Source organism: Acinetobacter sp. UBA3461, from assembly GCF_002381195.1.
GTDB classification, from domain to species: Bacteria; Pseudomonadota; Gammaproteobacteria; order Pseudomonadales; family Moraxellaceae; genus Acinetobacter; species Acinetobacter schindleri.
Window position 1 is genome coordinate 58,861 of the sequence record NZ_DFRO01000023.1, and the last position, 25,223, is coordinate 84,083.

At 42.0% G+C, this 25,223-nt stretch carries 29 protein-coding genes and 1 pseudogene; 15 read left to right on the forward strand and 15 right to left on the reverse strand.

Features of this window, described 5'->3' with window-relative positions; all coding sequences use genetic code 11:
* From B3D47_RS05030 to B3D47_RS05075, 10 genes and pseudogenes are all read right to left on the reverse strand, one after another.
* Nucleotides 1–131, reverse strand: a pseudogene (locus B3D47_RS05030) (cytochrome bd biosynthesis protein); the annotation flags it as partial.
* 3 nt (nt 132–134) lie between these two features.
* Entirely contained in the window at nt 135–236 is a 102-nt protein-coding gene (gene cydX, locus B3D47_RS05035) for a cytochrome bd-I oxidase subunit CydX (RefSeq protein ID WP_004278713.1), read from the reverse strand.
* A 25-nt stretch (nt 237–261) separates the two neighbouring features.
* Nucleotides 262–1,407 (reverse strand): cytochrome d ubiquinol oxidase subunit II, encoded by a 1,146-nt coding sequence (gene cydB / locus B3D47_RS05040; protein ID WP_286860317.1) that lies wholly within the window; start codon nt 1,405–1,407, stop codon nt 262–264.
* Complete coding sequence (locus B3D47_RS05045; protein ID WP_286860320.1) at nt 1,404–3,029, reverse strand: cytochrome ubiquinol oxidase subunit I; 1,626 nt, start codon at nt 3,027–3,029, stop codon at nt 1,404–1,406. Before B3D47_RS05045 ends, cydB begins: the two co-directional genes overlap by 4 nt.
* Nucleotides 3,029–3,220, reverse strand: a complete 192-nt coding sequence (gene cydP / locus B3D47_RS05050) for a cytochrome oxidase putative small subunit CydP (protein ID WP_004893080.1) — start codon at nt 3,218–3,220, stop codon at nt 3,029–3,031. The genes B3D47_RS05045 and cydP overlap by 1 nt, the downstream gene beginning before the upstream one ends.
* Before the next feature lie 455 nt (nt 3,221–3,675).
* Nucleotides 3,676–4,770, reverse strand: coding sequence for a porin (locus B3D47_RS05055; RefSeq protein WP_286860324.1), 1,095 nt, complete (start codon nt 4,768–4,770; stop codon nt 3,676–3,678).
* A gap of 315 nt (nt 4,771–5,085) precedes the next feature.
* On the reverse strand, nt 5,086–5,499 hold the full coding sequence (locus tag B3D47_RS05060; protein ID WP_180185144.1) for an HIT family protein: 414 nt from the start codon (nt 5,497–5,499) through the stop codon (nt 5,086–5,088).
* Nucleotides 5,500–5,530: 31 nt separating this feature from the next.
* Complete coding sequence (locus tag B3D47_RS05065; protein WP_372510725.1) at nt 5,531–5,773, reverse strand: YARHG domain-containing protein; 243 nt, start codon at nt 5,771–5,773, stop codon at nt 5,531–5,533.
* A 109-nt stretch (nt 5,774–5,882) separates the two neighbouring features.
* Complete coding sequence (locus tag B3D47_RS05070) at nt 5,883–6,755, reverse strand: NAD(P)-dependent oxidoreductase (RefSeq protein ID WP_004893085.1); 873 nt, start codon at nt 6,753–6,755, stop codon at nt 5,883–5,885.
* Between the two features lie 55 nt (nt 6,756–6,810).
* A complete protein-coding gene (locus B3D47_RS05075; RefSeq protein WP_005222359.1) occupies nt 6,811–7,908 on the reverse strand; it encodes an alpha/beta fold hydrolase in 1,098 nt (365 codons plus the stop codon).
* A 143-nt stretch (nt 7,909–8,051) separates the two neighbouring features.
* On the opposite strand from B3D47_RS05075, the gene B3D47_RS05080 reads away from it, so the two are divergent.
* The 9 genes from B3D47_RS05080 (at nt 8,052) to trpB (ending at nt 15,789) form a co-directional block, all read left to right on the forward strand.
* Nucleotides 8,052–9,233 (forward strand): O-succinylhomoserine sulfhydrylase, encoded by a 1,182-nt coding sequence (locus B3D47_RS05080; protein WP_180185146.1) that lies wholly within the window; start codon nt 8,052–8,054, stop codon nt 9,231–9,233.
* 29 nt (nt 9,234–9,262) lie between these two features.
* Nucleotides 9,263–9,592, forward strand: a complete 330-nt coding sequence (locus tag B3D47_RS05085; RefSeq protein WP_004815831.1) for a YbaB/EbfC family nucleoid-associated protein — start codon at nt 9,263–9,265, stop codon at nt 9,590–9,592.
* Nucleotides 9,593–9,605: 13 nt separating this feature from the next.
* Entirely contained in the window at nt 9,606–10,202 is a 597-nt protein-coding gene (gene recR, locus B3D47_RS05090; RefSeq protein ID WP_286860332.1) for a recombination mediator RecR, read from the forward strand.
* Nucleotides 10,203–10,393: 191 nt separating this feature from the next.
* On the forward strand, nt 10,394–11,536 hold the full coding sequence (locus B3D47_RS05095; RefSeq protein ID WP_286860335.1) for a ribonuclease D: 1,143 nt from the start codon (nt 10,394–10,396) through the stop codon (nt 11,534–11,536).
* Between the two features lie 151 nt (nt 11,537–11,687).
* On the forward strand, nt 11,688–11,993 hold the full coding sequence (locus tag B3D47_RS05100) for a YcgL domain-containing protein (RefSeq protein ID WP_026056700.1): 306 nt from the start codon (nt 11,688–11,690) through the stop codon (nt 11,991–11,993).
* Between the two features lie 21 nt (nt 11,994–12,014).
* Entirely contained in the window at nt 12,015–12,398 is a 384-nt protein-coding gene (locus tag B3D47_RS05105) for a hypothetical protein (RefSeq protein ID WP_004815838.1), read from the forward strand.
* A gap of 21 nt (nt 12,399–12,419) precedes the next feature.
* Nucleotides 12,420–13,271 (forward strand): AAA family ATPase, encoded by an 852-nt coding sequence (locus B3D47_RS05110; RefSeq protein ID WP_004815840.1) that lies wholly within the window; start codon nt 12,420–12,422, stop codon nt 13,269–13,271.
* Between the two features lie 13 nt (nt 13,272–13,284).
* Entirely contained in the window at nt 13,285–14,472 is a 1,188-nt protein-coding gene (locus B3D47_RS05115; protein WP_004893091.1) for a vWA domain-containing protein, read from the forward strand.
* A 108-nt stretch (nt 14,473–14,580) separates the two neighbouring features.
* Nucleotides 14,581–15,789, forward strand: coding sequence for a tryptophan synthase subunit beta (gene trpB, locus B3D47_RS05120; RefSeq protein WP_008304195.1), 1,209 nt, complete (start codon nt 14,581–14,583; stop codon nt 15,787–15,789).
* A 107-nt stretch (nt 15,790–15,896) separates the two neighbouring features.
* Here trpB and B3D47_RS05125 read toward each other — a convergent pair whose 3' ends face one another.
* The 3 genes from B3D47_RS05125 to B3D47_RS05135 all read right to left on the reverse strand — a co-directional run bounded on the left by B3D47_RS05125 (nt 15,897) and on the right by B3D47_RS05135 (nt 17,183).
* Nucleotides 15,897–16,328 (reverse strand): CBS domain-containing protein, encoded by a 432-nt coding sequence (locus B3D47_RS05125; RefSeq protein ID WP_004815846.1) that lies wholly within the window; start codon nt 16,326–16,328, stop codon nt 15,897–15,899.
* Nucleotides 16,329–16,415: 87 nt separating this feature from the next.
* The gene (locus B3D47_RS05130) at nt 16,416–16,799 is read right to left on the reverse strand and encodes a DUF2750 domain-containing protein (protein WP_034424990.1); all 384 of its coding nucleotides are present in this window, start codon (nt 16,797–16,799) and stop codon (nt 16,416–16,418) included.
* A gap of 150 nt (nt 16,800–16,949) precedes the next feature.
* Nucleotides 16,950–17,183 carry a hypothetical protein gene (locus B3D47_RS05135; RefSeq protein ID WP_004815850.1) on the reverse strand — a complete coding sequence of 78 codons (234 nt, stop codon included), beginning with the start codon at nt 17,181–17,183 and terminating at the stop codon, nt 16,950–16,952.
* 219 nt (nt 17,184–17,402) lie between these two features.
* Between B3D47_RS05135 and B3D47_RS05140 the strand changes: the two genes are divergently transcribed.
* Both B3D47_RS05140 and B3D47_RS05145 read left to right on the forward strand, forming a co-directional pair.
* Nucleotides 17,403–17,762, forward strand: coding sequence for a hypothetical protein (locus B3D47_RS05140; RefSeq protein WP_004815853.1), 360 nt, complete (start codon nt 17,403–17,405; stop codon nt 17,760–17,762).
* Nucleotides 17,763–17,873: 111 nt separating this feature from the next.
* Nucleotides 17,874–18,197 carry a hypothetical protein gene (locus B3D47_RS05145; RefSeq protein ID WP_004815854.1) on the forward strand — a complete coding sequence of 108 codons (324 nt, stop codon included), beginning with the start codon at nt 17,874–17,876 and terminating at the stop codon, nt 18,195–18,197.
* Between the two features lie 3 nt (nt 18,198–18,200).
* On the opposite strand, the gene B3D47_RS05150 is transcribed toward B3D47_RS05145, so the two are convergent.
* Together B3D47_RS05150 and B3D47_RS05155 are read right to left on the reverse strand one after the other, a co-directional pair.
* Nucleotides 18,201–19,718: a M16 family metallopeptidase gene (locus B3D47_RS05150; RefSeq protein WP_376747605.1), complete on the reverse strand. Its 1,518-nt coding sequence runs from the start codon at nt 19,716–19,718 to the stop codon at nt 18,201–18,203.
* Complete coding sequence (locus tag B3D47_RS05155) at nt 19,715–21,100, reverse strand: M16 family metallopeptidase (RefSeq protein ID WP_171521734.1); 1,386 nt, start codon at nt 21,098–21,100, stop codon at nt 19,715–19,717. The genes B3D47_RS05150 and B3D47_RS05155 overlap by 4 nt, the downstream gene beginning before the upstream one ends.
* A 198-nt stretch (nt 21,101–21,298) precedes the next feature.
* On the opposite strand from B3D47_RS05155, the gene ftsY reads away from it, so the two are divergent.
* The 4 genes from ftsY to B3D47_RS05175 all read left to right on the forward strand — a co-directional run bounded on the left by ftsY (nt 21,299) and on the right by B3D47_RS05175 (nt 24,915).
* Nucleotides 21,299–22,405, forward strand: a complete 1,107-nt coding sequence (gene ftsY, locus B3D47_RS05160) for a signal recognition particle-docking protein FtsY (RefSeq protein WP_048881222.1) — start codon at nt 21,299–21,301, stop codon at nt 22,403–22,405.
* A 175-nt stretch (nt 22,406–22,580) separates the two neighbouring features.
* Nucleotides 22,581–23,270, forward strand: a complete 690-nt coding sequence (locus tag B3D47_RS05165) for a nitroreductase family protein (RefSeq protein WP_286860346.1) — start codon at nt 22,581–22,583, stop codon at nt 23,268–23,270.
* A gap of 190 nt (nt 23,271–23,460) precedes the next feature.
* Nucleotides 23,461–24,054: a nitroreductase family protein gene (locus B3D47_RS05170; protein ID WP_248603341.1), complete on the forward strand. Its 594-nt coding sequence runs from the start codon at nt 23,461–23,463 to the stop codon at nt 24,052–24,054.
* Between the two features lie 198 nt (nt 24,055–24,252).
* Complete coding sequence (locus B3D47_RS05175) at nt 24,253–24,915, forward strand: DUF2057 domain-containing protein (protein ID WP_273798965.1); 663 nt, start codon at nt 24,253–24,255, stop codon at nt 24,913–24,915.
* Nucleotides 24,916–25,223 lie beyond the last annotated feature (308 nt).

Consider the following 25,223-nt stretch of genomic DNA (forward strand, 5'->3'; position numbering starts at 1 on the left):
TCATCCAGCATCGCAGCTGGATGTACCAGTAACACCGCTGCGAGTGGAAATGCCAGCAGGCAGGAAATCACCATCGCAAATTTGTTGGGTTTCTTGTCTATAACGGGTTTCTCTAGCGCAGCTTCAGTCATGATTTATTCCTCATCTAGGTCTTGGTGCTGTTCCATGTAAATTGCAGCAATCACACTGGCAAAACACGCCATAAGTACCCCTAGAATCCATGCAAAATACCACATAATTTTGTCTCCTTAGGACACAGGCTTAGTACAAGCTGTGTGAATTCTCTTGAATGTGTTTGTTGGTGATTACGCCCCACATCTTGTAGTAACACCAAGTGGTGTAAAGCAGGATGATTGGAACAAAAATGCATGCAGCGACAGTCATTACCGTCAAGGTATTTTTACTGGATACTGCATCCCACATGGTCAAGCTGGCAACAGGGTTAATGCTAGATGGCATTAAGAATGGGAACAGGGCAAAACCGGCAGTCAAGATTGCACCGATCACCGCCATAGATGAACCTAGGAAGCTCAGGCCTGCTTTGGCTTTAGAGGCAGCCAGCACGATAATAATACCGCCAAGGATACCCATAATTGGCGCAATCATGGTAATTGGATAAGTTGTATAGTTATTCATCCAGCCAGGATTGCCATTGATCAGTACTTCTTTAGCCAGTGGATTTGCAACACCATTGGTATCATATGGAGTTACCAGCGTATAACCTTGAATGCCGCCGAAATATAACCATGCGCCAGCAGCAAGGAAAGTCACCAGATAAACCAGTCCCATAATTTTGGTTGCTTGAGCAGAACGTTTACGTAATGCACCATCAGTACGCAGCATTAACCAAGCACCACCGTGTGCGCACAACATAGACAAGCTTACAATACCGCATACTAAAGCAAACGGATTCAGCAGGGCGAAGAAACTGCCGGAATAAGTTGAACGAACAGTTTCATCTAGAGTGAACGGTACGCCCAGGAACATGTTGCCGAAAGCGACCCCGAAGACTAATGCAGGAACAGCACCGCCAACAGCTAGGCCCCAGTCCCAGGAATTACGCCATTTGGTATTTTCCAGCTTAGAGCGGTAGTCGAAGCCGACAGGTCGCAGGAACAATGCAAATAGTACTAACAGTAGCGCCCAGTACATGCCAGAGAAAGCAGTAGCATAGACCATTGGCCATGCTGCAAACAGGGCACCACCTGCAGTGATGAACCAGACTTGGTTACCATCCCAGTGTGGAGCAATCGTATTGATTGCCGCACGACGTTCCTGATCATTTTTACCTACAAATGGCATGATCGCCATTGAGCCCATATCGAAGCCATCAGTCAGTGCAAAGCCAATCAGCAAAACGCCAACCAATACCCACCAGATAATTTTGAGCAGTTCATATTCAATCATGATTTCACCTCGCCAGTTGCACCTTCTGGAAGAGCTGCAGCTGCGTCTTCTTGCTCGGCTGTTACTTGAGAATTAGGTTTTTCGAAATGGTATTTACCAGTATGTAATGAGCTTGGCCCCAGGCGAGCGAACTTGATCATCAGGTACATTTCAATGATCAGTAATACTGTGTAGAACGCTGCCAGTGCCAGGATTGAGCCCATTACATCGCCTGTGCTTAAAGTAGATGCAGACAGGTGTGTAGGTAATACTTCACCAATGGTCCAAGGTTGACGACCCACTTCAGCCACATACCAGCCAGTTTGTGCAGCAATCCAAGGCAGTGGTAAAGCAAACAGGGCAAATTTTAATAACCAAGGTTTGTTTTCAGCATTGCGTTTCGCTACAGCAAGAGTCGCTAATACGAACAGCAGCAACATCAGGAAGCCAGAACCTACCATGGCACGGAATGCCCAGAACAGACTTGGTACATGTGGAATAGTGTCTTTGGCAGCAGCTTTGATGTGTTCGTCAGAAGCATCGACGACATTTGGAGTGTATTTTTTCAGAAGCAGACCATAACCAAGATCTTTTTGGGTATTTTCAAATGCTGCTTTTACTTCAGGAGATTGATCGCCTGCACGTAATTTTTCAAGCTGTTCGTATGCCAGCATACCGTTGCGGATACGACCTTCATGTTCAACCAGCAGGTCCTTGATCCCTATCACTGGAGTATCGATGGAACGGGTTGCAATGATCCCCATGACATAAGGAATTTTGACTGCATAATCTGTACGCATGGTTTCCTGATTTGGGAAACCAAATAAAGTGAATGCGGCTGGTGCCGGTTCTGTTTCCCATTCTGCTTCAATCGCTGCCAGTTTAGTCTTTTGTACATCACCAATTTCGTAGCCAGATTCATCACCTAGTAAAATCACTGAAAGTGTAGAGGCCAGACCAAAAACTGCAGCAATGGCGAAAGAACGGCGGGCAAAAGGCAAGTCACGTTTTTTTAGCAGATAAAAGCTTGAGATTGCCAGAACGAAAATCGCACCTGTTACATAACCTGCAGAAACAGTGTGAACAAATTTTACTTGAGCGACCGGGTTAAAGATTAGTGCACCAAAATCAACCAGTTCCATACGCATGGTTTCATAGTTGAATTTAGAACCTACCGGGTTTTGCATCCAGCCATTGGCAACCAGAATCCACAATGCAGACATGTTGGAGCCAAGCGCCACTAACCAGGTTACACACAGATGCTGCACTTTAGACAGACGATCCCATCCAAAGAAGAACAGGCCAATGAAAGTAGATTCCAGGAAGAAAGCCATTAAGCCTTCAATCGCTAGCGGTGCACCAAAGATGTCACCTACATAGTGCGAATAGTAGGCCCAGTTGGTACCAAACTGGAATTCCATGGTCAGACCGGTAGTTACCCCGAGTGCAAAGTTAATCCCGAAGAGTTTCCCCCAGAATTTGGTCATGTCCCGATAAATTTCCTTACCGGAAATCACATAAGTGGTTTCCATAATGGCCAGGATAAAGGCTAGGCCTAAGGTCAGCGGAACGAAAATAAAATGATACATCGCAGTCATAGCAAACTGGAACCGCGAAAGATCGACCACGCTTTCAGCAATCATCAACGTGTCTCCTTGATTTGGGAAGGACTGCCGGCAATACGCTCGGCAACTTGAGAGTCAAAATTTTTGGGAATTGTAGGCGCATCAAACCAGATATGTTTGATTGTCAGTAATAGAATGACCTTGATTATTAAAATCAAAGTGATCTCTCTTACAACTTTTTGATTTAGATTTTCTGGAACTAAGCTCATGTAAATAAGCCTGTCTTTATAACGTGTTAATTTATTATTAATCTAATGTGATAAAAAATAAATAGACTAAACAGTTTAAATAAATATATATTTATAAGTATTTGAATATTAAAAATTTAAAATTATGGTTTTTTAAAAAATAATTAAAATATTTGTGATTATTTTGTGTAAACATAATTATTTTTAAATCCGACTTTTTTGCTTATATTTAAAAATTAATATCCTATTAAAATGGTTGGATTAAGAAAAAATAATATTTTAAATTCTGATTATTTTACTTGGTTTATTATATTTTTATTGAAAATGAGAATAGATTAAAATTTTAGGGATTAAAACGAGAAGGGTCTTTCGTGGAATCTAAAGGTGAGGTGGATTCTTATTATTGAGAAAAAGTAGGCAAAAAAAAGAACATACATGCAGCATGTTCTTTTTAAGCTTTTGGAGGAGTGTAGAGCTTAGAAGTCGTAGCGGAAGCCTAGAGAAAGAGCTGTTGCATTTTCGTCAGTTTCGCCACTTACAGTATTTGAGCGACCTTCTTTCCAAGGCACAAGGTTAGCATTTTTATCATTTAGCATAGTAGCTAGGTTTGCATAAACACGTACTGTAGAGTCTAAACGGTGCTCAACACCAATCGCGACCAAACTTGAATTTGCATCATCAGCATCTACATCACGGTAGAAATACTCACCACGTAGCGCAGTTTTCGGTGTTAGTTTGTATTCTCCAGCAATACCATAGACTTGAGCATCAAAATTGCTTAAAGCATCATTGTCATATTGAGCGATTTGATACATAGCACCTAAGTTAAAATCAGGAGTGATTTTATATGCTGCTGCAATACGGAAAGCATCACGTTCAGCTTGAATTCCTGTTGCTGAAACATCTGTCGATGTATTTGCAGCATTGTCTTCATATTTTTCATATGCTGCAGCAAAATCGATAGGACCTTCTTTATAGGTCAATGCAAGATCATAAGCTTTATTATCATCTACACCTTCATCATTACCGTCTTTCACAATATTCTTATTCTTATGCATTGAAAGAGCTGCTAATACGTTGAATCCACCACCGAATTTTGGTGATTTATATTCAATGGTATTTTCATTACGCTCGTCAAATTTCAAGTCACCAATACGCGTTACGTTACGTACATCACCAACCATATCGCCAAAGAAGTTGACTGGACCACGTGCAACTTTAAATGGACTGTCAAAACGACCTACACGCGCTTGACCAAAATCACCTTTTAAACCAACAAAAGTATCGCGAGTTGCAAAATTAACACCTTTCTCGTCTTTTTCACCACTAGAGAAATTAATTTCTTGTTCAACTTGGCCAAAAACAGTCATACCATTTTCTAATTTTTGTTCAGCTTTAAAGCCTAGGCGAGAAGAGTTGGAAGAAAGTCCAACTTCATTATAATCTGCACCATCATCCAGATAATCCAGAGAAACGTGTGCACGACCATATACTTTAACGTCAGCAGCAGCTGCCATTACTGGTGTTAAAATTGTTGCCCCAACTGCCAATGCGCAAAGAGTTTTTTTCATGTGTAGCTCCAATAAGACTTGTTTTGGTCCTAACAAGGATGTTGTGGTAGCTTTGTTAAATTTTGCTACCGTCCTGTATTGGTGCTAAGTATCGATTACAAATAAGACAATAAGATTAAGGAAATATTTCAAATATATTAAATGTTTCGTTATGTAAAAATATGAATAGTATATGTTTTATTTTAAGAAATTTATTATTTATCAATATATTAAATTGTTTTGTTTATCGGCTTTCATCAAGATTAATATTTTTCATTTTTGGGTGATAAAAAAAATGGAGCCAAAGCTCCATTTCTATATCGGTTTAATCTAGCATTATAACGCTGCTTTGATTTTCTCAGCTAGCGCGTTAATTTTCTCCTGATCACCCATGACCAAGGCATGTTTGCCCAGATTGTGCAAAGAGGTAGGAACCAGATGGAAATGTACATGGGGTACGGTCTGACCCGCTGCGGTACCTGATAATTGCATCAGCACGATACCCTCTACACCTAGGCCTTTTTCGATGGCTTTGGCAACCTTTTGTACGATCTGAATGGTATATGCAGCCACTTCAGGATCCAGATCAAGTAGTGTCACCGCAGGCGATTTAGGGATGACCAAAGTATGACCGTCTGCCTGAGGCATGATGTCCATAAATGCAAGAACCTGATCGTCTTCATACACCTTGATTGCAGGCAGTTCACCGCGCAGAATTCGTGCAAAAATATTTTGATCATCGTAAGTCATGAGGGCATTCCTTGAACGTCATTGAATTAAATTATTTACAGTTCAATTCTTTCTGACGATCTTTGATCGCGTCAAGACGTTGTTGCTCTTTTTCTGAAAATTTTGGCTTGGTTGTGTAGCAATTGTCATTGCCATACTTTGCTTTGGCATCTGGATCTTTAAAACAGAAGCCCTTGGAAGCATAAATCACATCATGATCATTTTTCAGTTTTTTGCATTCTTGTTCAGAAGCTAAAACTGAAGTTGAAGCCCCTAGCAATGCTGCAAAACTCATCACTGTCGCAACAGTCAATTTTTTCATGCGGGTTTCCTCTGGTGTTGAATCATGTGTCTATACCTAAACACAATATTGGGTTTTGTTCTCACGATTCAATGGCGATATATTACTCAATAGTAATTTTACTCCATGATTCATACATTTTTATTGCAGCAGAAAAGTCACTATTTTCTTCTGCCTGAAGGTTAGCTGCCTGAATCAGGTTCTGGGTTAGCGATAGCAATGGTGCAGACAGCTTGGCATCACGAACCAGATCTACCGCAATCCCTGTATCTTTGGCAAGTAGCGGTAATGCAAAGGTAAGCGGGAAACTGCGGTTTAAAATACGCTGCGGCATCACGGTCTCAGTTACGTTACTTTTACCGCTTGATGCATTAATACATTCCAGTGCTTCATTCAAACTTACACCATGCGCTTTCAGCGTCATAAAGCCTTCTGCAACTGCACACAGGTTTACAGCCATTAACATATTATTGACTGCTTTCACTGCAAAGCCCGCGCCAGATTCACCAACATGCTTGATCAGCTTGCCGAAAGCCTGAATCGCGGGAAGGGCTTGTTCAAAACCTGCTGCACTACCACCAATCATAACAGTTAAAGTGCCATTTTCAGCACCGATCGTCTGACCGCTGACGGGTGCATCCAGAAAAATCACGCCTTGATCTGCTAAAGTTTCTTCCAGACGACGAGCGGCATCAGGTACACCACTGGTGCAGTCGACCCAGATACTGCCTGCTTTTAATTCCAGACCTTGGACTAAAGCTTCAACATCAGCACTGGTGGGTAAGCAGGAGAAGATTATATCTGCCTGGATGGCCTGTTCCAGACTTGCTGCCTGTGTACCATATTCAGTTGCATGCTGCTCTGCCTTGGTAGCAGTACGGTTCCAGACATAGACCGTATCAAAATGCTTTGGTAAATGCGCAGCCATGCGATAGCCCATAGCACCCAAGCCAAGAAATGCAACTGATTGAATCATGATAACCCTCAAAATCTTTTAATTAAAAATTATAAGCTTGAGGACATCTCTCGAATTATTGAGCTAGTCGAGTAGAACGCTGCTCAAGCCAGGTGGTTAGTTTAGGCCAAAAAGTGTTGGCTGTCTTTTGATTTGACATTAAACCAAGGTGTCCACCTGGAATCAGGGTAAAAGTAATATCTTTGCTGCTGGTCAGCTGGGTGAGTGGTTCTGCAGCTTCTCGGGTAACAATCTGATCCGTCAAACCAGCACCGACCATGAGTGAGCAGGAAATATTTTTTAAATCAATCTTATTGCCATGCAGATTAATCGAACCATCTTTAAGAGGATTCTGTAACCACAGGTGCAGCACCATATCCTGATTGATTCCACCCGGGTAATCGATCATTTTATTCAGGAAATGACCCATGGTGGCGTGTTCATAGACATAGTCGGGTTTTTCCAGATTCAGCAAAAACTGTTTCTGACTTTTAAACCAGCCCACAGGATCCAGCAGTTTAAAGCCTAAGGCATTCAAAATACCTGGCGTATGAATATAGTGTTTGGGGATTAATCCCTTATGTACGGTATTTCGCAGGGCTGGATTTTGTGAAATCAGTTTATTGGTAGTTTCAAACAGTTTACCGATGCGGCCAGAGGCATAGCTGTCAATTGGGCTACCCATGACCATCAGGTTTTTCACATGCTCTGGAGAGTGTAGCGCAGTATACAGGGTGACAAAGACACCTGCCATACTCCAGCCATGCAGGGAAATATAGGGACTGTCTGCATGTTCGCAAATATGCTCTATGGCATCTGGAATGGATTGATCGATAAAGGACAGAAAATTCAGCTCTTTGTGTTTGAAGCTGAAACGGTTCCATTCCACCAGGTATACTTCAAAACCGCTATGCTGGAAATGCTTTACTAATGAACGGTAGGGATACAGATCATAAATACCCATGTTAATCGCCAGCGGCGCAACAAATACCAAAGGTTCCTTAAACTTTCTTTCAGGTGCTGGATAATGCCGGACTTTATATAATTCAGTTTCCTTGATGTACTCAAACGGGGTTTTTTGAGACAGCACCAGTGAGGAGCTGTTGAAAAACCGCGCACGCAGGTGCTTGAGTTTTTTCTGTTGACGTTGCAGATTTTGTTTTAACTGAATCATAAAGATAAATTGTCCGTGTCCGGTAGGGAGTGATCGAAGTCTAGGCAATAATTGCTTATTATGCCTTGACCTGAAATAGCATAGGCGCTCAAAATGTTGGCAATTTTTTACAACAGGCAGTCCGCCAGGGCTGAATTAGAGCGATGAGCCAGCAAGACGATTATCAATTAGATACTTTAGCCATCCGTACAGGTCATACACGTAGCTTTGAGGGTGAGCACGGAGAACCGATCTTCCTGACATCTTCTTTCGTCTATGAAAATGCGGCTGAAGCGGCAGCAAAATTCTCAGGTCAGGAACCTGGTAATATTTACTCACGCTTTACCAATCCTACGGTCGCAATGTTTGAAAAACGTCTGGCTGCGCTTGAAGGTGCTGAGCGCGCCGTAGCGACCAGTTCGGGTATGGCTGCGATTATGGCAGTGGCAATGGCTTTTTTGAAAGCAGGCGACCATGTGATCTGTTCACGTGCAGTATTTGGTTCTACGGTTTCTCTGTTTGAAAAGTATGTAGGCAAGTTCGGTGTGGCAGTTGATTTTGTGGACTTGACCGATGTCGATGCCTGGAAAAATGCAATCAAGCCCGAAACGAAACTGTTCTTTGTAGAATCTCCATCTAACCCACTGGCTGAAGTGGCAGATATTCAGGCGCTTTCAGATCTTGCACATGCTCATGATGCATTACTGGCAATTGATAACAGCTTCTGTACACCTGTATTACAACAACCAATCAAATTTGGTGCTGACCTCGTTATATATTCAGCTACGAAGTACCTGGATGGTCAGGGTCGTGCATTGGGTGGTGCAGTTGTCGGTAATCACAAATTGCTTGAAGAAATCTTCGGTTATGTGCGTACCACAGGTCCATCTATGAGTCCGTTCAATGCCTGGGTGTTCCTGAAAGGTCTGGAAACCTTACGTCTGCGTATGCGTGAACACTCCGCAAGTGCACAGAAACTGGCTGAATACTTAAATGCACATCCAAAAGTAGAAAAAGTGTACTACGCAGGTCTGCCTGAGCATGTAGGTCATGAGCTGGCGGTAAAGCAGCAAACCGGCTTCGGTGGTATCGTATCATTTGAAGTGAAAGGTGGTCGTGAAGGTGCCTGGAAAGTCATCGACAATACTCAGTTTATTTCCATCACGGGTAACTTGGGTGATGCGAAATCAACGATTACCCACCCGGCAACCACAACCCACGGTAAACTCTCACCGGAAGCAAAAGAAGCCGCAGGTATTCGTGAAGGTTTAATTCGTGTTTCTGTTGGTTTGGAAGATATTGATGATATTATCCGTGATATTACACGCGGTTTAGATCTAATCTAATTTTTATAAATTTATGTTCGGAGATTTTTATGAACATTAACATGTTGATGCAGCAAGCTCAGCGCATGCAAAAGGAAGTAGAAACCAACCTGAAAAAAGCCAAAGAAGAGCTTGCGCTGGTAGAGGTTCATGCTGAAGCGGGTGGTGGTCTGGTAAAAGTAACGATGACTGCACGTAATGTGGTAAAACGCATTCAGATCGATCCAGAACTTCTACAGGATGATCCGGATATGATTGAAGATCTGATCGCGGCTGCAATGAATGATGCGGCACGCCAAGCTGAAGCAATTTCAGAAGAACGTATGAAGTCTGCAAACCAGGGCATGGGCTTACCTCCAGGTCTGGCTGGTCTATTCTAAGGAAATTTGCGCAATGTTTAGTGATCGTTTTGATCAACTGGTTCAAGCATTACGCATCTTGCCAAGCGTTGGGCCGAAATCGGCCCAGCGTATGGCATTGCATCTGATCATGAAAAACCGTGAAGGTGCGATTGGTCTGGCACATGCATTGACTGAAGCAACCAACCATATTCATGAATGTTCGATCTGTCATTCACTCACTGAAGATGAAGTCTGTAATATCTGCACCTCAACTGAACGTGATAATGAGCTGCTTTGTGTGGTGGAATCACCAGCGGATGTGATGGCTATTGAGCAGAGTGGCAGTTTTCGTGGTAAATACCATGTATTGGGTGGACATTTGTCACCACTAGATGGAATTGGGCCTGAAGAAATTGGGATTCCATATCTACTCGAGCGTTTAAACAGGGGGCAGATTCGTGAAGTGATTCTGGCTACGAATGCAACTGTAGAAGGACAGGCGACTGCGCACTACCTGATGGAAGCCAGCAAGCATTTACCGATTCAGATTACCCGGATTGCCCAAGGTGTACCACAAGGTGGTGAACTGGAATATGTAGACAGCCATACCTTAAGCCAAGCTGTACATAACCGCATGCGGATGAAATAAACCTGTTTCTCTGCATGCGTTTTACTAAAGAGAAGAACAAGTTAGAAAAAATACAAGAATATTCATTTAATTTATCGATATTGTTATTGCGAAATTTTATAGCTAAATGTTTATTTTTTTATCATAAATATTATAAATATCAGTTAAGATAACTATATTCGGACATCCACATTACGCTGATTCAGTCATTTATGTTTCAATTTATTCAAGATCAAGCTGGACTCGATCAAGTACTCGCACAAATGGATCAAAGCTCGGTTTATGCTTTGGATACAGAGTTCATCAAGGTCGATACTTTATGGCCGAAACTTGGTGTGTTCCAGATTAATGTCTGTGGCAATGTCTATCTGCTCGACGGTACGACCCTGGATCTGACCGAGTTCTTCAAGCGTCTCTTTGCAGCACAACAGAACATTTTCCATGCCTGTGGAGAAGACATTGATCTGATCTATCACTATACCCAGCAAAAATCTCTGAGTAATGTGTTTGATACCCAAGTAGGGATGGCGTTTCTGGGGCATGGTTTACAGGTCAGCTATCAGAATGCCTTGAAGCAGATGCTAGATGTTGAAATTGAAAAAGATCAAACCCGTTCAAACTGGTTGGCACGTCCTTTAAGTCATGAACAATTGTTGTATGCAGCCAATGATGTGCATTATCTGGTGCACTTGGGTGATCAGATCAAGCAGGAGTTGAAACAAAAGCACCTGTTAGACTTGGCACTGGAAGATTGTCGCTTCATGACCCGGGAAATTGGCGAGGAAACACCAACGGCCTTGTTATATCAGGATGTTGGCAACTATCGTCATTCACGCCGTCAGCTGATGCAGCTACAGCAGCTTGCAGTATGGCGTGAGCAGATTGCCAAGGCACTGAATATTCCGCGCAGTTTCATTATGAAAAACTCGGCTATGATTAATCTGGTGGAGAAGAACCCTAAGAATATGTTCCAGCTCAGCACTGTGAAAGATCTGCGTGCCAATATTATTCGTGATCATGGCAAGATGATTCTGGATCTGCTGAAATTTTTGCCAGATCAATCCGAGTGGCCATTACGTCTGGCACGTCCAATCCGTCATTCTTCAAGTGAAGTCGGTACAAAAGTTGATGCCATCATTCAAAATGTTGTAGATGAAACTTCCATCCCGAAAGAAGTCCTGATGCGCAAAAAATGGATGAATGCGTTATACCAGCATGTTGTTTTCCATAATAATGAACAGGATTTGCCGGAATTTTTACTTGGCTGGCGTTATGACCATCTGACCAAGCCCCTGGTTGAACTGCTACGTCAGGATGAATCCTATCTTTCTAGACAGATGAAAGTTGTTGACTAAAGCCTGGATAGAAACTTGACTGCAAAACTGATTAAAGAAAGAGCAATTATACAAAATCACGACTGATGCGTTAATTATGGCTAATGCCTCAGGTGACGTTTTAAGGTATCCTTGCTACTGATTTTTCTAAATTGTTGTCTAAATCAAAATCATGCAAGTGTCTATCTACAAATCGAGCAAAAAGGATGAAATGTACCTTTATGTAGCTCGTCCAGCTGAAGAAAATGAAGCTGAAACTTTCGATCCACTTCACGTACTGGGCGAAGCTGTCCGCGTAGCATTTGGTCGTGCGACTTTTGTCATGCATCTTGAACTGAGCGAAACCCGCAAGCTGGCACGTGCTAATGTGCTGCACGTGATCGACTCGATTGAAACCCGTGGTTTCTTCCTGCAAATGCCGCCTGAAGGTTTGATTAACCCGAATGCTGTAGAACCAGAAGGTCTTCGTGGTGCTTAATATTTATTCAGGAGTTGTGAAATGAATGGTTATGTAACTGTATTAGATTCAATTCCTGAAGAATCGATTGCCATCGCGGTATACCTGATTGGCAGTATAATTGCACTGTTATGCTGGTATGGCGTGACTAAGCGCCTGCCAAAACCGGCAGGTGGTTTTCTCTGGATTTTAGTGTTTGCCATCCTGCTAACGCCGACAGTATCCGAAGGCCCGAATGCCTCATTAGCCCCAGCGATTTTCGGACTGATATTTGGTGTATTGACCAAGGAACAAGAACTGGTCTGGATCAATGCCTCACTCATTCTGTTTGTGATTGGTATTGCTTCACTGATCGGCTATTGCTGGTCAAGCTATGTAACAAATAAAGCAAAGATTGCTGTAAACAAAAAAACTTCACCACTGTAAATAAAAAAATAAGGTTAAATCATGTCTGTGGATCATCAACAGTTTTCTGGTACAAGTCAGTATATTGCAACTGATAGTTTAAAATTGGCTGTCAAAGCCGCACGCAGTTTACAAAAACCGCTGCTGGTCAAAGGCGAGCCGGGCACAGGTAAAACCCTGCTGGCAGAACAGGTGGCTGAAAGCCTGGGAATGAAACTCATCACCTGGCACATCAAGTCCACCACCAAAGCCCAGCAAGGCCTTTACGAATACGATGCAGTATCGCGTCTGCGTGACAGCCAATTGGGTGATGACCGTGTCTATGACATCAAAAACTACATCAAGCCAGGAAAACTGTGGGAAGCATTTAGCAGTGAAGAGCGCTGTGTATTGCTGATTGATGAAATAGACAAGGCAGATATTGAATTCCCAAATGACCTGTTACATGAACTCGATAAGATGTCGTTCTTTGTGTATGAAACAGGCGAAACTATTACTGCAAAACAGCGTCCAATTGTCATCATCACCTCAAATAATGAAAAGGAATTGCCGGATGCTTTCCTGCGCCGCTGTTTTTTCCATTACATCGAATTTCCTGATGAAGCAACCATGCGTGACATCATTGATGTGCATTTCGAGAATATTTCAGCAACCTTGGTAAATGAGGCATTGCAAGTATTCTTTAAATTACGTCAGGTTCCGGGCCTGAAAAAACCACCTTCAACTTCCGAATTAATTGACTGGTTAAGTCTGTTAATGGCAGATGATATGCCAGAAGATGTATTGCGTAATGCCGATAAATCTAAAGCCATTCCACCGCTGTATGGTGCGCTGATCAAAAACGAGCAGGATGTCCAGCTGCTTGAACGCCTAGCATTCATGTCACGCCGTTAAGGGAGAAACACGCATGTTCGTGCGACTGTTTTATACCTTACGCAAATACGGCGTACCGGTATCGACCCGTGAGCTGATTGATCTGAATCAGGCAGTTGCCGCAGGACTGGTCTTTGCCGATCAGGACGAGTTCTATCAGCTGGCCAAAACCGTCATGGTCAAAGACGAGCGCTATTTCGATAAGTTCGATCGTGCCATGAAAGACTATTTTGATGGGATCGCCACTTTCGATCTGGATGAATTGCTGAATCAGGTGCATAAGCTGCCCAAAGACTGGTTTGATCTGGAACTATTGGAAAAGCATCTGACACCAGAACAGCGTGAAGAGCTGAAAAAAGCCGGTTCACTAGAAGAACTGATGAAAATGCTGGAAGAGCGCTTGCGCGAGCAGCATAAAAAACATCAGGGCGGCAATAAAATGATTGGTACTGGCGGCACTTCACCTTTTGGTGCCTATGGCGATCATCCTGAAGGTGTGCGTATTGGCGGGCCGGGGCGTAAGCGTTCAGCAGTCAAAGTCTGGGAACAGCGTCAATACCGTAATCTGGATGATGACCAAATTTTGGGTAGCCGTCAGATGCAGTTGGCACTGCGTCGCCTGCGTAAGTTTGCCCGTCAGGGTGCTGCTGAAGAACTGGATATTGACAGTACCATTCGTGAAACAGCCAAGCAGGGCATTCTGGATGTGCAATTGGTGCCGGAACGCCGTAATCGCATCAAAGTGCTTATGCTATTTGATGTTGGCGGCTCCATGGATGCACACATTACCCAGTGTGAGAAACTGTTTAGTGCTGCCAAAACCGAGTTTAAGACTTTGGAATATTTTTATTTCCATAACTGTTTGTATGACTATGTCTGGAAAGATAATTTTCGCCGTTCCAGCACCCGTATGAATACCTGGGATCTGCTGAACACTTATGGTCGCGATTATCGGGTAATCGTGGTTGGTGATGCCAGTATGGCGCCATATGAGCTGCATTCAGTGGGAGGCTCGGTGGAATATATGAATGATGAAGCAGGACAGGTCTGGTTACAGCGTCTGCGTCAGCATTTTGAAAAAACGGCCTGGTTAAATCCGGAAGAAGAGCGTTACTGGCACTATACGCAAACCATCGGATTGATTCAGCAGATCTTTGAAAAGCATATGTATCCAATGACCCTAAAAGGCATTGAAGATATGACCAAATATCTGGCGCGCTGATTCCATTTATCTATTGATGACTTTATTTATAGTTATTAGTCCTTTAAAACAAAACATTTTAATATAAAGTAGTTTTTATAAATTTAGTTCAGATTGTTAAGGATCGCTATGGATCATCAAATTAATGGTATTGCATTGCCAAATGAAGAGGGTTTTTTTGGGAACTACGGCGGTCAGTTTATTCCGCCAGATCTAAAACAGGCAATGGATGATATTAATGTTGCTTACCAGGAAATTCGTCAAACTGCTGAGTTTCAGAATGAATTAAAAGACCTGTTTGCAAACTATGTTGGTCGTCCGAGTCCATTATTTCATGCCAAACGTCTATCTGATCAACTCGGTGGGGCGCAGATCTACCTAAAACGTGAAGATCTAAACCACACAGGTGCGCACAAAATCAATCACTGTCTGGGTGAAGCACTGTTAGCAAAATACATGGGTAAAACCAAAGTGATTGCTGAAACAGGTGCCGGACAACATGGTGTTGCTTTGGCAACGGCGTGTGCATTGGTTGGTATTCCATGTGAAATTCATATGGGGCAGGTGGATATCGAGAAAGAACACCCGAACGTGGTGAAAATGAAAATTCTCGGTGCCAAACTGATTTCAGTCACTCGTGGTACAGCTACCTTGAAAGATGCGGTAGATAGTGCTTTTGAGGAATATTTAAAAGATCCCAAAAATTATATCTATGCCATCGGTTCGGTGGTCGGACCGCATCCATTTCCAATGATGGTACGTGATTTTCAGTCGATTATTGGTGATGAAATCAAGGTACAAAGTAATGATCGTTTTGGTGCAAACCCGGATTATGTCGTAGCTTGTGTAGGGGGCGGTTCCAATGCGGTGGGCGCATTTACTGCGTTTTTAAATGAACCAGAAGTAAAACTGGTGGGTGTAGAGCCGGCAGGTCATGGTCTGGATACTGACAAACACTCTGCAACGCTGACTTTAGGTAAGCCCAGCCAGATTCATGGTATGGCATGTTATGTATTAGAAGATGAGCAGGGTGAACCTTTACCAGTGCATTCAATTGCATCTGGTCTGGATTATCCAGGTGTCGGTCCGCAGCATAGTCTGCTTAAAGATTTGGGTCGTGTGGAATATACGACGGCAACAGATCAGGAATGTCTGGATGCCTTTATGACTTTATCACGTGTAGAAGGTATTGTGCCTGCGTTGGAAAGTTCACATGCGGTGGCTTGGGCGATTCGTGAAGCAGGTAAATTGCCAAAAGATGTGAAAATTGTTGTGAATCTATCAGGTCGTGGTGATAAAGACTCTGACTATGTGGCTGAAAAGTTAGGTCTCAACTAATCTAGCTATATCTGTAAATAAAAAACCGCTCAAATTGAGCGGTTTTTTATGTTTATCATTTCTTTGTCAATCTAATGTCATTACAAAATGGCTTTTTGAATTAATATTTAACCCGAAATATATTGTTGTAGTTGATCAATCAAAATTTGCTGATCATTCATGGCTGCTTTAACTAAGTCACCAATTGAAGCCAATCCCACCAGTTTTCCTGCTTCTACCACTGGTAAATGACGCAAATGTTTATTGGTCATTAAGCTGAGACAGTCCGGCACAGAAGTGTGGCAATCTACCGTGATTACATTAGAAGTCATGATCTGGCTGACAGTCGTATCAAAGGAAGTACGTTCCATCAGCACAATCTTTCGAGTGTAATCACGCTCGGAAAGAATTCCGACCACTTTATCTTCTTCGACCACTACAATCGCACCGATATCTTTATCTGCCATTAAAGTAATGGCTTCAAGAACCGTTGCTTCTGGATGAATGGTATAGATTTCTTGAGAGGGCTTGTCTTTGAGTACTTGCGCTACATTCGTCATTATTAAGTCCTTAGCTGTTATTATTTATCCTGAAGTTTAAGCTGTTTATCTTCAGGTAATTGCTGTGCTGACTCTATAAATAACATGTTATGCAGCGAAGTGCAGCCCTTGTCCTGAAAAAAAGAAATGACGCACCTGTCCAATTGTCAGCTTAATTTGTTTGCCACTGCCACGTACCAGGACAGGAGTGACATTCAGACGATGCAAGGTGGGTAACAGTGCCCGCTCAAAATCCTCAGGCGTGATTTTGCGCGGATTATAATTTGGCCAGTTCTTTTTGGCATAATTTGCCGCATGAGATGAATTAAGCCAGAACGGGAACAGGGTTTCATCCTGATCGCGCATCATGCCCCAGCCTTCATGGAACAGTCCCCAAAGTACCCCGCAGTACATCATCGATTTCAGGATGGTGATTTTGACCGCAAGGTCTTTAGGCAGTGGTTGGATATCTTTAATATTTGGCATTTTCATTATGATCAAGCTATCGTAGAACAACGCTGTCATTTTAAGAAAACTATATGAAATTACTGTTTCAGCTTTGCAAGAAATCGTTATGTTAATGCTTCATCATGTATAAGTAATATTGTAAATATAAAAAAACGCCACCGGGGTGACGTTTTTTTAGGCTTGCATGGTGGCCATGTTTTGCCAGTATTGGGCTTTCATTGAGTCGCGCTCGACACGGAAACCTTGATAATAAAGTTCAGCTAAAAAAAGCGCCGCTTTACCATGGCCTGCACGTGCAGCATCTTCAAGTTGTTTGACAGCATCTGAAAAATTCATTTGTGACTGGATTGTATTCACAGCTTCAGCATACAGATGTTCAAGTTCATGTGGAGAGAATTGTTGAATCATATAAAAACTCCTTAATTTTAATTATGATTACGGATAGACTTTTTAGTCTAACTACAAATATAACTGAGTAATGTTAAACTAATATTACAAAATGGGTGAAAAGTCAATTATTTCATCGAATTTTATTTTTGTTATGTAGTTTACATGATTAAACTATCATCAAATATATTTTTTATTACTATAAGAAGTAACTATTAAGCTAACAACAAGGAGAATAACATGTCGCGCACATTAGATGGAATTGATTTTGATATTCCCCCGACAGCTGGCCAAGTAATGGCATTGGCGCAACTGCACCGGAAAAAATTAGATGCAGCTATTTTCCATAAAGAAATCCATTTAGGGGAGTATAGTCTGGCACAGCGTAAAGCAGTCTATGATTTTACCCGTCAGCTAGACGAGAATCAGCGTGAACAATTCTACAAACTTTATAATTCAGAACTGGTACGTCTTGCCGATCCCGACCGCCTGCACCCAGCCAGTGCAGAGTCTGGGCTGAGCAAGTTTGCTATCTTCCTGATTCTGGCAATTACTGCTGGTATGCTGGGAAGTACCGTTTTTATCGCTTTATTTAAATAGAACAGGCAATACTCAACTAAAGTAAGCCGTCTGCAAATCAGGCGAATTTCCGGTTGATTACTTGAACTTATTGCAATGCAGCCATACACTACTTTGAATTAGAGGTAGTGTATGGCTATTGACGTAGAAAAAATCAGGATATTTCTGTCCAAATTAACGCTGGAGCAAATTTATAACAGCGTTTTTATTTTTATTTTTTTATTTATTATGGTGCTGGCAAGTATTGCACTTTATCGTCCTGTCACTACGGTTCAATCTGAACAAATTCAGCAACTTTCCATACAGCAACAGTTACCACAAACGCAAGATATGGCTATAGCCTTGCTTGAGCGGCCAGCGGTTTATCGTGGACAATATCTTAAATTGATGCAGGCATACCAGCAGGAATCAGTCCGTGCACATCAGTTACCTGCAGTAAAAGCGGATCAGCCTTAAAATTTAAGGTGTGAGTATTAATCCCTCAGCCGTAGCCGTACTTATTAAATTCGCTTTTAAGGCTGTTTTTAGGTTATCTTTATCCAGTGTCTGACTGACGACCACTACGGTTAAACGGTCTGGATGCAGATGTTTGTGTACTGCATTTTCAACATCTTTTGCTGTGATTTTGGCTAATCGTTCTGGATAGGTGGCGAGATAATCGCGTGGCTCTGCATAGAATCCCATCGTTCCGAGCTGGGCGTTAATGGTAGCATTGCTACTGTAGTTATTTGGAAATGCCCTTAACATGCCGGATTTGGTTTCTTCCAGTCGTTTAGTATTTATCGGCTGATTTACAAAGTTGATCAATGCCTGATGCGCGACCTGAATACTGTCTAATAGCTGGTCTTGACGGGTCGCATAGCGGAAACTGAATACACCCGGTGCCTGAGTAAAGCTAAAAGTGCTGTAAGCAGCATAAGTAAAGCCACGCTTGATTCTTAACTCCTGCATCAATACCGCATTAAAGCCACTACCACCAAATATACGATTCGCAACTTCTAAAGCCAGCCTATCTTTGTTAAAGCGACTGGGTCCGATATGCCCGAACATTACATGAGCCTGACTTGAATTATAGGGAATATGGATTACCTCAATATCATTTTTTAGCTGTGGATCAGGCAATAACTTTGCTCGTGTGCCTTGCTTGAGATTTCCTGCAATGCGTTCTGACAGGGCTAAGGCTTCTTTTGGGCTAAGTTTTCCAGTAATCGCAATATTCATATTTTGCGCAACCAGAAACTGATCACGGAACTTCTTTAAATGTTCAGGATTTACTTTTTGAGTGCCGCCAATGGTACCTGTAATTGGCTGTGCGTAAGGATGCTGACCATATAAGGTTCTATAAAAGCGGATATCCATTAAGCGGCCTGGATTTTCCTGTAGCTGTTTTTGACCAACGTTGGTGTTGCTAACAGCCAGGCTGATGCTCTGATTTTTAAAGGAAGCATGTTTAAGTACTTCCATCATCATTGCCAATGCGGGTTCCAGTTTTTTCGGATCAGACATTACACGTAGGCGGATGACGAACATATCCCGATATGCCTGGGCACTAAATTGTGCGCCACTTTGATCAAAAACAGCCGCAATTTCCCGCGCAGTATATGTATCGGTTCCTTCCCGGATCAGTTTGGCTGCCATACTGGACAAACCAAACAAACCCTTCTGAATTTCCTCATCCCGTGCTGCACCAGCATTAAAGGTTAGTTGAATATCGACCATCGGCAGATCTTTGGTTTCGACAAACAGCGTACGTACTTTGTAGCGATTATTCAGCTCATGTACATAAGGTGCCTGAAAATGTCTTTCATTCTTGAGATTTTTTAAACTTTGTAGCAAAGGAATAGATTGCAACTGGGTGGGATTATCTTCCGGTATAACTTCTGTATTTTGAACACTTTCGGCCCAGACCACAGAAGCACAGTTCAACGCAACAATTAATAAACTATTCGAACATGCAGACTTGAACTTGATCATCATTGTGCTTTTGTTTCCGGTGCGAGGTATAAGGTACTGAGATTTTCACGAATAAAATAGCTATTCGCGACACGCTGAATATCGCTCATACTGACATTTTCATAATATTTAGGAAGTTCATCCATCAGTCGGTAACTTAAGCCGTTCACTTCCAGATTGCCGATCATTTTAGCCTGACCAGCAATACTATCCTGATTATAAATAAGGTTGGAAACAAAGCGGGTAGTGATGCGTTCAAGTTCATGCTTGGGAATATCTTCGGTTTTTAATGCATCAACTTCTGTCTGAATGGCTTTTTGCGCATCTTCAAAACTGACGCCATTTGCAGGTAATGCAGAAATACTAAACAGGCTGTCACCACGGTTATACGGATCATACGATACACTGACAGAAGTTAGTAGTTTGCGGTCTCGTACCAAGCGATCTTGCAGCCGTGAGGAAATACCACTGTCCAGCAAACTCCGGATAATTGTCAGAGCATAAGCATCCTGCGGATTGATTGCTGAAGCCAGTGATTTGACATTCCAGGTCATGTACAGGTTGGGCACTTGCACATCGGTATTGATTTCCATGTGACGATAGCCCAAGTGTTCAAACTCAAGTACATCATTGCGTTGGGGGGTAGCACGTGAAGGTGTGTCAGCAAAGTATTTCTGTACTTGTAACAGCGCTTGTTCAGACTCTACATCACCAACAATCACCAGAATGGCATTGTTCGGCGTATACCAGGTCTTGTACCACTGTTTTACATCGTTCAGCTGGATATTATTCAGGGTTTTCATATGACCAATCACCGGTTGGCGATAATGGCTGGTGGGATAACTGATCCATTTAAAACGTTCAAAGGCACGTGAACGGGGATTATCCTCGGTGCGCTGGCGGCGCTCTTCCATAACCACTTTCATTTCCGGCTCAAAATCCTGTTGGCGTAGCAGCAGATTACTCATACGGTCTGCTTCGAGTTCGAGCGCCATCGGGAAGTAGGCCTTGGGATAAAGCTGATAATAATTGGTGTAATTGGTAAAGGTTGCAGCATTGATACTGCCTCCATAAATCCGGCTAATCCGTGTAAATTCATCATTTGGAACTTTGCTGGTGCCCTTAAACATCATATGTTCCAGCACATGAGATATACCCAGAGTGTTGCCGGATTCATCCGTACTGCCGACTTTATACCAGATCTGGGTCATGACCATCGGTGCACGGTGGTCTTCCCGGATAATGACTTTTAGACCATTTTTCAGGGTGGTTTCAAAGGTACTACGCGTCAGTTCAGATTTGGCTTTTTCTATAGTTTGTGCCTGAAGCTGGCTGCTGCTTAAACACATCAGTATTGTACCAAGCGAATACATGTATCGCTTAAACTGGATTGGACGAGCGTGCATAAAAATAAGTGATTTGAACACTGGATATTCCAAAATAAGCAGATGTATTTATAAGCCATTTTAAGAATTGTGCAATTGAAAGCAAACCGGTGCTGTTGCTTTTTGGTGTAGTAGAAATGGAATTTTAATCTAAAGCTAAAACCTTATAACTTATGGTAGAATCCCATTTTTTAACGCAATGCTTTTCAAGGATTCGGCATGCAACAGCAATCTAATGAGCAAAACAAATTTTTGATTGATGCTGATATCGGAGATGACGATGTCACATTACCGAGTTTACCTGCGGTCAATGTGCCAATTATAGAAACGCCACGCGAACAAGCCGTTGTTTCAGCGCCTGCCGCAACAGAAATACCGAGTGAAGAATCTGCTCCTAAAGGCGGTTTCTTTAGCCGTATGAAGGAAGGTTTAACCAAGACCCGCAAAAACTTTGCAGATGGTATGGTCAATATCCTCATCGGTGGCAAAGAAATTGATGACGAATTACTAGAAGAAGTAGAAGAGCAATTATTGGTTGCAGATATTGGTGTAGATGCAACCAAGACCATTATTGCCAATCTGACAGAGCGTACAGCACGTGGAGACCTGATTTACTCTCATTCATTATATAAAGCGCTTCAGGAAGAACTGGTGGCTTTATTGGCACCGCGTGTAAAACCGTTACATATTGACCCGAACAAAAGCCCTTATGTAATTTTGGTTGTCGGTGTAAACGGTGTAGGTAAAACCACAACCATTGGTAAGCTGGCAAAACGTTTACAAGGCGAAGGCAAAAAAGTCATGCTGGCAGCGGGGGATACCTTCCGTGCTGCGGCAACTGAACAACTGCAAATCTGGGGTGAGCGTAATAATATCGCCGTAGTTGCTCAGGGTCATGGTGCCGATTCTGCCTCTGTTATTTTTGATGCTTTTGAAAGTGCACGTGCCAAAGGTGTAGATGTCCTAATTGCTGATACAGCAGGCCGTTTGCATAACAAGAGCCATCTGATGCAAGAGTTGACCAAAGTGAAACGTGTAATGCAGAAGATTGATGCAACTGCACCGCATGAAGTGATGCTGGTTGTAGATGCTGGTACAGGTCAGAATGCCATTAATCAGGTAGAAATGTTTGATGAAGCAGTCGGTCTGACGGGTATTACGATCACCAAACTGGATGGGACTGCTAAAGGGGGCGTGCTGTTTAATATTGCCAGCCGTACTCATGTTCCAATCCGCTTTATTGGTGTAGGTGAAAAGATTGACGATCTTCGTCCATTCTCTGCCAAATCATTTGTTGCTGCATTATTTGAAACTGAAAATAAATAATCGTGTAATAAGTCACACAAACTCCGCTTAGCGCGGAGTTTTTTGTTTTTAGATCGATTGTTTGCTGTAAAAAGCAACGGCCTTGAAAGCTTATGTCATAAGCCTTTTAGCCAAAACCTTTACAATAAACAAGTCCACCTATTGGTAGGCATGTGTTGATTGGGGGAAAGTGTAAATGGCGTTATTAAATAAGATTGGGCATGTACTCACGGCAGACCTGACAAAAGATTTTAAATTTTCAAAAAAAAGCAAAATTGTACAGGGAGATGAGCTGACTTTTATTGATCAGCTGAAAAAACGCCGTAGTATTTATGCTTTGGGAAGACGAGTTCATTATAGCCAGGCGTATATTGCTGAACTGATCCAAGCTGCGGTACGTAGTTGTCCTTCAGCATTCAATTCACAAAGTGCACGAATCGTGATTTTGTTTGGTGATTCACATTATAAATTCTGGGAAATCGTGAAAGAGGTCAAACGTCAGGAAATGCCTGTTCAGGTATTCGAAGGAATTGAAATCAAGCTTGATCAATGTGCTGCTGCCTTTGGAACTGTTCTATTTTATGAAGATCAGACAATTATTCAGCAGTTACAAAAGAAAATGCCAATGAGCGCTGAAGATTTTCCGGTCTGGTCTGAGCAAACTTCGGGTATGGCGCAGTTTGCTGTCTGGACAGCACTTGCAGATTCAGGATTAGGAGCATCCTTACAGCACTACAATCCAATGGTGGATCAGGCAGTTGCAGCACATTTTAAAATAGATGAAAACTGGCTGCTACGTGCCCAGCTTTGTTTTGGTTCTATTGAACAGCCTGCAGAAGCTCGTCCAGATCCTAACTTTCAGGATCGCTTCCGCATATTTACCTAAAATCATAAAGACCAAGAACCCGCTGGAAATGTTTGCTAGTGGGTTCAATACAAATATTAAACGTTAAAAATCCTCTTATTGTTCTATAAATAAAACACTACGTTTTTTATATACGCCTGTTTTTGGGTGATAAAAAGATTAATCTCTCTTTATCAACTTTGAACAAGACAAGATATACAAGAGGTTCTTCATGGCATTTTTAGATCAGATCAAACAACGTCGCAGCATCTATACAATTGGTAATAATGTAAGCCTAGATCAGACAGAAGTTGAAAATACAATTAAGGAAGCGGTACGTCATAGCCCATCTTCTTTTAACTCGCAAACATCCCGCGTGGTGATCCTGTTTGGTGAATCGCATCAAAATTTCTGGAATATTGTTCGTGATACTTTAAAGAAAATTGTGCCAGCTGATGCGTTTGAAGGAACAAATAATAAAATTAACAGTTTTGCAGCAGGTTATGGTACAGCCTTATTTTATGAAGATCAGGAAGTAGTGAAAGAGCTGCAAGCACAATTCCCATTATATGCAGATAATTTCCCGGTATGGTCAGAGCATTCTTCAGCAATTGCCCAATTTGCCACTTGGACAGCGCTGGCGGAGAAAAATATTGGTGCCTCTTTGCAGCACTATAATCCGATCATTGATGATGAAGTTTCGATTGCTTTTGATGTGCCTTCAAACTGGAAGCTACGTGCCCAACTCGTGTTTGGTTCGATCGAAGCACCAGCAGGTGAAAAAACCTTTATGGATGATGCAGAGCGTTTTAAAACTTTTAATTAATTGAGTTAAATAATAAAAAAGGAGTGCTTCGGTGCTCCTTTTTTATTTTGTATTCATTTAAGACCAAGTGTTTAGCTGAATGAATCAGATGGATATATGCTTAAAGTCTTGGCTATTTGTCTAAGTGATTTATCATAAAATTGTCACGTATACTCGGCATAGTGCAAGCAGACTTAAATAATCAGGAAAAAGAAGCGAATGAATTTACGTATTATGATCGCAGTTGCGACTTTAATGGGAAGTACTTCTGTTTTTTCAGCAGTGACCTTGACGGCACCAGAAGAAATCAAGATTGTCGGGGTGAATGAGCGAGAAGTGAATAGTGGATTAATCCGTAAAAAACAGACTTATAAGCTAGATCCGGGTTCAAACAGTATTAGTGTACGTTATATCGAATTCTTCCAGCATAATGATAATAGCCATGACATTTTAAAATCGGATGTAGTAACAGTTAAAACACCTGAATTAAAAGATGGCGAAAGTTATCGTTTGGCTTTGATTAATGCACCTAAAGATTTTGATACTGCACAAAAATATAAAGACCAACCGATTATTGGTTTATACGACGCCAGAAATCAATTGTTGGTACAACAGTCAGGCGCAAATAGTGAAACCAAACCATTATTGGGTAAAAGTGTATTAGGTAAAGCACTAGACTTGACAACTAAAACAGTTGCTCCTGCAAATCAGCCTGCGCCTGTTTATGCACAGGCAGCGGTATCACCAGTGGTAGCGAATCTAAATTCAGCTGAAACAGCAATAAAAACTTCTACTGACCAAAAGCTGATTCAGCTTTGGCAACAAGCATCTAAAGAAGAGCGTCGGAAGTTTATGTTATGGCTAGCAGAGCAAGGGAATTAAAAAAACATGAAAAAGATCGGTTTATACCGATCTTTTTTAGTTTGAGAGCTAAACGTTACACTTTGAAAATATATTTCAGGCCAGAATGATGGATTTACACACCTAAACCTGCTAAAAATACGCATTCAGAGTAAAAAATGAACGACCAAATTATATTTTCATATATTTTTATGAAAAGCACTTGCGCTCATTGTGAAACTGTATAGAATACGCAGCACACCAACGCAATGCATGAAACGAAAAGTTAAGTGATTGGGTTGGAGCTTAAAACCGACGAGGTTTTAAGTAAGATCATTAAGAGATTATGA

What these genes read in the sequence shown, in the direction of transcription:
- cydX (WP_004278713.1), bottom strand. Translation starts at nt 236, where the DNA reads ATGTGGTATTTTGCATGGATTCTAGGGGTACTTATGGCGTGTTTTGCC.
- cydB (WP_286860317.1), bottom strand. Translation starts at nt 1,407, where the DNA reads ATGATTGAATATGAACTGCTCAAAATTATCTGGTGGGTATTGGTTGGC.
- B3D47_RS05045 (WP_286860320.1), bottom strand. Translation starts at nt 3,029, where the DNA reads ATGATTGCTGAAAGCGTGGTCGATCTTTCGCGGTTCCAGTTTGCTATG.
- cydP (WP_004893080.1), bottom strand. Translation starts at nt 3,220, where the DNA reads ATGAGCTTAGTTCCAGAAAATCTAAATCAAAAAGTTGTAAGAGAGATC.
- B3D47_RS05055 (WP_286860324.1), bottom strand. Translation starts at nt 4,770, where the DNA reads ATGAAAAAAACTCTTTGCGCATTGGCAGTTGGGGCAACAATTTTAACA.
- B3D47_RS05060 (WP_180185144.1), bottom strand. Translation starts at nt 5,499, where the DNA reads ATGACTTACGATGATCAAAATATTTTTGCACGAATTCTGCGCGGTGAA.
- B3D47_RS05065 (WP_372510725.1), bottom strand. Translation starts at nt 5,773, where the DNA reads ATGAGTTTTGCAGCATTGCTAGGGGCTTCAACTTCAGTTTTAGCTTCT.
- B3D47_RS05070 (WP_004893085.1), bottom strand. Translation starts at nt 6,755, where the DNA reads ATGATTCAATCAGTTGCATTTCTTGGCTTGGGTGCTATGGGCTATCGC.
- B3D47_RS05075 (WP_005222359.1), bottom strand. Translation starts at nt 7,908, where the DNA reads ATGATTCAGTTAAAACAAAATCTGCAACGTCAACAGAAAAAACTCAAG.
- B3D47_RS05080 (WP_180185146.1), top strand. Translation starts at nt 8,052, where the DNA reads ATGAGCCAGCAAGACGATTATCAATTAGATACTTTAGCCATCCGTACA.
- B3D47_RS05085 (WP_004815831.1), top strand. Translation starts at nt 9,263, where the DNA reads ATGAACATTAACATGTTGATGCAGCAAGCTCAGCGCATGCAAAAGGAA.
- recR (WP_286860332.1), top strand. Translation starts at nt 9,606, where the DNA reads ATGTTTAGTGATCGTTTTGATCAACTGGTTCAAGCATTACGCATCTTG.
- B3D47_RS05095 (WP_286860335.1), top strand. Translation starts at nt 10,394, where the DNA reads ATGTTTCAATTTATTCAAGATCAAGCTGGACTCGATCAAGTACTCGCA.
- B3D47_RS05100 (WP_026056700.1), top strand. Translation starts at nt 11,688, where the DNA reads ATGCAAGTGTCTATCTACAAATCGAGCAAAAAGGATGAAATGTACCTT.
- B3D47_RS05105 (WP_004815838.1), top strand. Translation starts at nt 12,015, where the DNA reads ATGAATGGTTATGTAACTGTATTAGATTCAATTCCTGAAGAATCGATT.
- B3D47_RS05110 (WP_004815840.1), top strand. Translation starts at nt 12,420, where the DNA reads ATGTCTGTGGATCATCAACAGTTTTCTGGTACAAGTCAGTATATTGCA.
- B3D47_RS05115 (WP_004893091.1), top strand. Translation starts at nt 13,285, where the DNA reads ATGTTCGTGCGACTGTTTTATACCTTACGCAAATACGGCGTACCGGTA.
- trpB (WP_008304195.1), top strand. Translation starts at nt 14,581, where the DNA reads ATGGATCATCAAATTAATGGTATTGCATTGCCAAATGAAGAGGGTTTT.
- B3D47_RS05125 (WP_004815846.1), bottom strand. Translation starts at nt 16,328, where the DNA reads ATGACGAATGTAGCGCAAGTACTCAAAGACAAGCCCTCTCAAGAAATC.
- B3D47_RS05130 (WP_034424990.1), bottom strand. Translation starts at nt 16,799, where the DNA reads ATGAAAATGCCAAATATTAAAGATATCCAACCACTGCCTAAAGACCTT.
- B3D47_RS05135 (WP_004815850.1), bottom strand. Translation starts at nt 17,183, where the DNA reads ATGATTCAACAATTCTCTCCACATGAACTTGAACATCTGTATGCTGAA.
- B3D47_RS05140 (WP_004815853.1), top strand. Translation starts at nt 17,403, where the DNA reads ATGTCGCGCACATTAGATGGAATTGATTTTGATATTCCCCCGACAGCT.
- B3D47_RS05145 (WP_004815854.1), top strand. Translation starts at nt 17,874, where the DNA reads ATGGCTATTGACGTAGAAAAAATCAGGATATTTCTGTCCAAATTAACG.
- B3D47_RS05150 (WP_376747605.1), bottom strand. Translation starts at nt 19,718, where the DNA reads ATGATGATCAAGTTCAAGTCTGCATGTTCGAATAGTTTATTAATTGTT.
- B3D47_RS05155 (WP_171521734.1), bottom strand. Translation starts at nt 21,100, where the DNA reads ATGCACGCTCGTCCAATCCAGTTTAAGCGATACATGTATTCGCTTGGT.
- ftsY (WP_048881222.1), top strand. Translation starts at nt 21,299, where the DNA reads ATGCAACAGCAATCTAATGAGCAAAACAAATTTTTGATTGATGCTGAT.
- B3D47_RS05165 (WP_286860346.1), top strand. Translation starts at nt 22,581, where the DNA reads ATGGCGTTATTAAATAAGATTGGGCATGTACTCACGGCAGACCTGACA.
- B3D47_RS05170 (WP_248603341.1), top strand. Translation starts at nt 23,461, where the DNA reads ATGGCATTTTTAGATCAGATCAAACAACGTCGCAGCATCTATACAATT.
- B3D47_RS05175 (WP_273798965.1), top strand. Translation starts at nt 24,253, where the DNA reads ATGAATTTACGTATTATGATCGCAGTTGCGACTTTAATGGGAAGTACT.